Consider the following 6,168-nt stretch of genomic DNA (forward strand, 5'->3'; position numbering starts at 1 on the left):
CCGACGCAAGGCTCGCCTCCGCGCGACCAGTACAGGTTAGGCGGCCTCGGCTTCGCCAATCTTCCGTTCGAGATGGCCATGCTCATGGTCATGAACCAACTTGGTCAGCGATGGCTCGTCCATCTCGGCCAGCAAGTCGGACAGCTTCTCATTCGGCTCCGCGCCTTGGGCGAACGATGACCCATAGATCTTCCGCAGGGTCCTCACGAGAGTGTTGCCATGTTTGCGGCTGATCTCACCGTTCTTGTCACGGTGACGTCCATGCAGACCCGGTTGCTCCATCATGATCTCCCGTCTGAGCAGTTTGGTAGACGGGAGAACGCGGGGGAAGAGGCTCTGCTCCAACGCAGGCGCGAGCCAGTTCCTCACCGCCGTTGATGCTGTTCCTGATTTAGCTGGAAAAGCCGCGACAAAACCTCATCGTCTAAGAGGCGCCCGGAACGCCAATCGTCCCCCCATCCATAGGCATCTGCAACGGCTTCATCGAGCACTGCATGAGCATTGGCTAACCACTGCGGCCGTGCATTGTACAGGTTGGTCAGCGTCCGCGTTTTGAGTTCCTTTGCGGCATCCTCATCCTTGGGGATAAGACGATCGGGATAACCCGCTACGACCTCCGGAATCCGGATAATCAGCTCTTCCGGGTTGAGCCAGCTTTCGCGACCGTCGTTTAGCCGCGCTGCAGCCGAAGCTATTGCTTGGGCTCGAGGATCATCGGCATAACCGGCAGCCGGTCGGTTTGGCGTCAGACCATCAGGAAATGGGAAGGTCTCGAACCCGAGAGAGGGTGTATATTGGGGGTCGTTTCCGACGCCATGCCAGCCGCCAAGCGCCAACGACCACAGCTCGTGAAAACGGGAATGTAAGATGCCAAAGGTAGTATCGTCGTCTCGGGCGATAACAGCCACGCGGCTGTCTGGCACGGTAAGCGGCTGCGCCCAAACGAACAGGCGGTGCTTTGCGACACGGGGGGTAAAAATCGCTCTCGTGAGACCAGCGCATGCCTCGGCCATGTCACGTCCGGACCTACCCAAACGCCACCAGTTCTCACGCCGGCCCTCGTCACGATTGCGATCCCGCAAAGGTTTCACATCGGTTCTGACATACTCGAATGGAGCCTCGAAGAACGCGGCTTCGTCGAGAGCCATCTCGCCGAAGTTGACGATCCACCGATCAGAAGGCCGTCTAGTTATATCCATGCCATTTAGGAGTGGGCGCACAACCTCTGCGTTCAAACGGCCATTCGGATTCTTGGGCTTCCTCAGCCAGCTCCTTGCGGTTTCCCCTTCCACATCGAACGGCCCAACCTTGACCGGACCTTGAAACGCGACGTTCCGGTTCGCTGCGAGGCGGGCCGCAGTCGTGAGATCGGCACCGCCGCGCTCGGCTGACAGATCGGCAAAGATCCGACCGACCGGGACGCCGTTCAGCTGAGCGGGCAGCCCATGGTCACGGTCGAAGCACACCAGCGACACCCGAACCGCCGCTCCCTCGACCGTCCATCCTTCGTCACTCCAAGCAGCGAAGATGCGCCCCTGGTCAACGACCGGCTTTAGGACATCACGGTTTGCACTTCCTCGAATGCTATTCGTTGTCACGAGCCCTGCGCGATCCAGGCGTTCCCCGGCCATCATCGACCACGCTGCAGCGAACCAATAACAGACGAGATCAGCGCCTCCGGGCACCTCGGGCCACGCCTCGCGGAGTGCGCGAGTATAGTCCTCACCGAGCTCGGCGATCATCTTCTTGTTGCCCAGGAAGGGAGGATTTCCAATCACGGCATTTGCAGTCGGCCATTCGGCACGTGTGCCATCCTCCCGGAGTACCGCGTCTCGACACTCGATTGTCTCGAGTGGTCGAAGGATGGGGTTCTTGGCGGCATCAAACCCATTCCGCCGCATCCACTGGATTTCGCCGATCCAGACCGAAACTCTCGCGAGCTCCGCAGCATACGGGTTAAGCTCAATCCCGAGCACGCATTCGGGGCCAACGCGCGGAAAGCCCCGGGGCAAGCCGAGCGCCTCGGAATCGAGATTGGCTCTGTGCTCTATGTCCTTGAGCGCCCGCAGCGCGACATAAAGGAAGTTGCCCGACCCGCAGGCGGGATCGAGGACTCGGTACTGTGCCAGCTGCTCAATATAGGATTCGTGGATTGCCGCAGCCTCGGCAAGCGCGCGGGTGCGCTTGCCCAGCTCGGCGCCGCGAAGAAGCTTTTCCTTGGTTTGACGGGGGGCATTCTCGACGAGCGTGGTCATACGGGCTCTGGCTTCGGCCCACCTGGCCTCCATGGGCTCGATGATCACAGGGCGCACGATCGCCATGATCTTGTCGCGATCGGTGTAATGCGCGCCCAATTGGCTGCGCTTTGCGGGATCGAGCCCGCGCTCGAACAACGTACCAAGGATAGACGGGTCGATCTGGCTCCAGTCTCGCCCGGCTGCGCGTAGAAGCTGCTCGATGTCGTCCGCTGTCACAGGCAGAACGGCGTCGTTCTCAAATAACCCGCCGTTGAACCACTCGATAGCGGTGAAACCGACCTTGCCGCCACGATGGGCCATAGCGCCGAATAGCGTCGAGGCGTTTTGCGAAAACTCGTCTACGCTGCGGCGGCTCACCTCGAGCATTTTAGTAAACAGGTGATCCGGGAGGAGGCCAACATCCTCCGCGAACATGCAGAATACCAAGCGATTGACGAAATGCGCCACGTCGTGCGGCTCGTGGCCGCGATCACGCAACCGCTGAGCCAGTCCGGCGAACTCAGCGGCCGTTTCCTCGGTGAGTTCCTGACGCGACTTTTTGGGACGGAAGACCTCCGGATCAAGAAACGCGGCCCTGAGCCGGTCCCGCACCGCAGCGTCCACCAGGTCGTCGAGCACAAATTCGTGCTTTTCCTGCACGCTGTTGGTCCAGTTGGTCCGGATGACGATTCGGGCCATGTCGGACACGATCAGCAGCGGCGGATTCTCCAGGGCTACCGCATATTGAAGCAGTTGGGCGTTCGCCTTGTCGAGATTGGCATGACGTCCTTTATATTCCCAGGCGAAGCAGCCTTTGCGCCAGACATCGGCCCACCCCTCTCCGCCGCTCGTTTTGCTGGCACCCTTCTCGAAGGTGAACCAGTCACCCGTAGGATCGGCCGACACCGGATCTGGCAAGCCAAGGAGCGCGCAGAGATCGATGAAGTGGCTCTGTGACGCCGACCGCTCCTTCAGTTCGTTCGCACGCCACTTGGTGAGAAAGTCGTAGGGCGTCATAACATCCAAATCGAAGCAGCGGGGAGGATGCAGGGCATAACTGATTGTGCTCCCCGGGCAATCGCGCTGGAGCAGCGGTCAGCCTCGTGGACCGACGCCACGCCCACATGGCGCCCATCCGGCACCCGCTGGAGCGAGTCCGGCGGACTGAACTCGATCGAGCGTCCGCATCCGGCGAACATAGTCGTATTTCCGGCATTACCAGACGCCGGCGACGCAACATCGGCAGTATGGCAGCTGCTTCCGGCTTTGCGATTGTAGGTTTCCCTGAAATAGTGGACGTAATCCGTCCACAGCAGCACCAGAAAAGAGTAGATTTGTGCCTTAACCAGTGGACGTCGGGCGCACTGGTCGACCGCGCCGCATCCGCGTGAGCCTGCCGCACCCAAAAGCACGAATGTGCGACTACTCTGCCGGAGGGCGCACGTTGGTGATGGTGATGCCTACATCAGCGCTCGCTAGTGGTCCGTCCGTCGTGAGCATCTCGGCCTGCAAGTCGATCGCCAAGGCAAGGCACGCCCGATCGCCGAGAGACAGACCGAGCGCCTTCGTTGCTGGCCGGAGGTCGCCTACTATGAGTGCCTGGGCAGGAGTGAGCGGCCGGACATCGAGGTGCAGCCCGCCAAGCGCCTCACGCACCTCGTCGAGCGGCAATCCCCGGTCCCGAAGCTTGGAAACGACCTCAGCGAGATTGGCCGTTCCGATGATGCTGCGGGTCAGGACGTCGACTACCCGATCCGCACCGGGTTCATCGTTCAGAAGGCAGAGCAGGGCGGAGGCGTCGAGTACGACTTTGCTACTCACGCTCCGCCTCACGCCGACGCTCCGCGATCAGCTCGTCAGCCAAGCCGACACCTTCGGGCACATACTTGCGCAGGATCGCGCGAGCACGCTCAAGTGCCTTAGGTACGGAACGTACCCGCAACTCGCCATCGTCCACATCGACGAGAACGGTGTCACCCGTGGTGATCCCGAGCTCACGGCGCATTGCTGCCGGGATAACGAGCTTACCACCGTCCACGATCTTGACCCTCTGTGCTTCCATCTGCACCAAACCCGCTGTTCCGACCTGTCCAACGGCTTTATACCGGAGAACAAAGTCGGACGCCAGTGCGCAGGTGAGGATCGATGCACGGCCGATCACCGAAATAGCGTTCATCGATGATGGAGCAGCTACTTAGACCCGGTCCGCTTGGCTACGCTACGTAGGATCGGTAGTTGCCGTTCTGAGCCGACTGGGGCATGACTGGCTCACAAGGGTATATGTAGATTGGCTATGGTTGACGAAAGCACCCCACCCGCGATCCGCGCCGCACGCGTGTATCTACGTGTCAGCACCGAAGAGCAGGATCTGACTCGGCAGGAGGCGATTGTCGCCAGCGCGCGTGCCGCAGGCTATTACGTCGCCGCAGTTTATCGCGAGAAGGCGTCGGGCGCTCGGCCGGATCGGCCCGAGCTGCTGCGAATGATTGCCGACCTGCAGCCGGGTGAGGTGGTGGTGGCAGAGAAGATCGACCGGATCAGCCGCCTGCCTTTACCGGACGCCGAGCTGCTGGTGGCGACGATCAGGTCAAAGGGCGCCCGGCTCGCAGTGCCGGGTATTGTGGACTTGACCGACTTGGTTGCGGACAGCGCTGGTGTCGCCAGGATCGTGCTGGAGGCGGTACAGGACATGCTGCTGCGCGTTGCCCTTCAGACCGCACGCGACGATTACGAGACGCGGCGCGAGCGTCAGCGGGAGGGGATCGAGATTGCCAAAAGGGCGGGGCGATATACCGGGCGCAAGCCCGACCTGGCCCATCACCGTCGTATCATTGGCTTGCGAGAGGCAGGAATGAGCATCGCGAAGACGGCCGAACTGGCAGGTTGCAGCATTGCCCAGGTTAAGCGCGTAACGGCATTGCATCGCGCCAGGGCCGCAGGCGTAACAACAGACGTGGCTAGCTGAGTCCTACCCCGCTACAGCGATTGAACGTCGTCATTTAGGCTACCAAGGTCAGGGGTTGTCCGCGAGCCATCATGTTTGCCGCGCGATCAGTAGCCGATCGCGTCTCCCCCGCGAGCCTCTTGACCTCGCTCGCGACCACGGCGACCCCGCGCCCCGAGTCACCCGCGCGTGCCGCCTTGATGGTCGCATTCAGCGCGAGAAGGTTGGACTGCGTGGCGATCGCGCCGATGCTGGCGACGATACCGGACAGTTCTTCCATCGTCGCCTTAAGCTGCGCGTTGCCGCGCTGCAGTTCGGCCTGAAAGCGCCAGCGGTCCTCCAGCCGTTCCTGCACCTCGCGCTCGAGCGCGACCTGGCGTGAGATGTCCGAGGCGATCTTGACCACCTTCCGGGGCCGACCCTCGGCATCGAGGCTTGATGCTCCAGATCCACCCCGGCCTTTGCCAGCGCGTCGCAATGGAGGTCGATGACCTGGCTGCCATCTGCCTTCGACACCCGCGCATAACCGATCAGAGTCGTCACTTTAACGAGCGTATGTGTGACGGAGCGCCTGTCTAGCTCGATTGTAGATATCAGAGCTGTTTGACACCGTTCTGTCAGCGCTAATTGACGCCAATCACAAGCGTGCTGCGCGCCGCTTCCACCACGTCGTCGGTGATTACGTTCAGGCCGTTGATCCGCAGGATACGCTCGATCTGGACGAACAGGCGATGGAGCAGACGGAAATTACCGCCCGTGATCCGCACAATGGTGGCGACCGCCTGAGCGTCAGTGAAATCCGCCTCGTCCATCGCCAACCCGAGGTCGCGCCAACGCCGGGTCCAGCACGAAGGTCAGTTTGAACTGATGGGGTGGATGCCCCCTTCGAGCGGCGTCGTATGATGCCGGACCGGCACCGGGAGGTGCCAAGCGAAGGAGGAGCAGATGACCGACGTCCACATCCTCGCCATCGACCTGGCGAAGCGC

General features: G+C 61.4%; 7 protein-coding genes and 1 pseudogene. 1 reads left to right on the plus strand and 7 read right to left on the minus strand.

Annotated features, from left to right (window positions below; all coding sequences use genetic code 11):
* Positions 1 to 36: 36 nt before the first annotated feature.
* From MF607_RS19665 to MF607_RS19680, 4 genes are all read right to left on the minus strand, one after another.
* Positions 37 to 285, minus strand: coding sequence for a hypothetical protein (locus MF607_RS19665; RefSeq protein ID WP_198355615.1), 249 nt, complete (start codon positions 283 to 285; stop codon positions 37 to 39).
* Positions 286 to 365: 80 nt separating this feature from the next.
* Positions 366 to 3,254, minus strand: a complete 2,889-nt coding sequence (locus MF607_RS19670; RefSeq protein ID WP_242121863.1) for a class I SAM-dependent DNA methyltransferase — start codon at positions 3,252 to 3,254, stop codon at positions 366 to 368.
* Positions 3,255 to 3,659: 405 nt separating this feature from the next.
* On the minus strand, positions 3,660 to 4,058 hold the full coding sequence (locus MF607_RS19675; protein WP_116463056.1) for a type II toxin-antitoxin system VapC family toxin: 399 nt from the start codon (positions 4,056 to 4,058) through the stop codon (positions 3,660 to 3,662).
* Complete coding sequence (locus MF607_RS19680; RefSeq protein WP_242121864.1) at positions 4,051 to 4,413, minus strand: AbrB/MazE/SpoVT family DNA-binding domain-containing protein; 363 nt, start codon at positions 4,411 to 4,413, stop codon at positions 4,051 to 4,053. Before MF607_RS19680 ends, MF607_RS19675 begins: the two co-directional genes overlap by 8 nt.
* 117 nt (positions 4,414 to 4,530) lie before the next feature.
* Between MF607_RS19680 and MF607_RS19685 the strand changes: the two genes are divergently transcribed.
* A complete protein-coding gene (locus MF607_RS19685) occupies positions 4,531 to 5,202 on the plus strand; it encodes a recombinase family protein (protein WP_242121865.1) in 672 nt (223 codons plus the stop codon).
* 34 nt (positions 5,203 to 5,236) lie between these two features.
* Here the strand turns inward: MF607_RS19685 and MF607_RS22835 are convergent, their stop codons facing one another.
* The 3 genes and pseudogenes from MF607_RS22835 to MF607_RS19700 all read right to left on the minus strand — a co-directional run bounded on the left by MF607_RS22835 (position 5,237) and on the right by MF607_RS19700 (position 5,993).
* Positions 5,237 to 5,587: a methyl-accepting chemotaxis protein gene (locus MF607_RS22835; RefSeq protein WP_347340904.1), complete on the minus strand. Its 351-nt coding sequence runs from the start codon at positions 5,585 to 5,587 to the stop codon at positions 5,237 to 5,239.
* 41 nt (positions 5,588 to 5,628) lie between these two features.
* Positions 5,629 to 5,724, minus strand: a pseudogene (locus MF607_RS19695) (recombinase family protein); the annotation flags it as partial.
* An 80-nt stretch (positions 5,725 to 5,804) separates the two neighbouring features.
* A complete protein-coding gene (locus tag MF607_RS19700; RefSeq protein ID WP_242121866.1) occupies positions 5,805 to 5,993 on the minus strand; it encodes a TniB family NTP-binding protein in 189 nt (62 codons plus the stop codon).
* Between the last annotated feature and the right edge of the window lie 175 nt (positions 5,994 to 6,168).

The organism is Sphingomonas lacusdianchii (assembly GCF_022664395.1).
GTDB lineage: Bacteria > Pseudomonadota > Alphaproteobacteria > Sphingomonadales > Sphingomonadaceae > Sphingomonas > Sphingomonas lacusdianchii.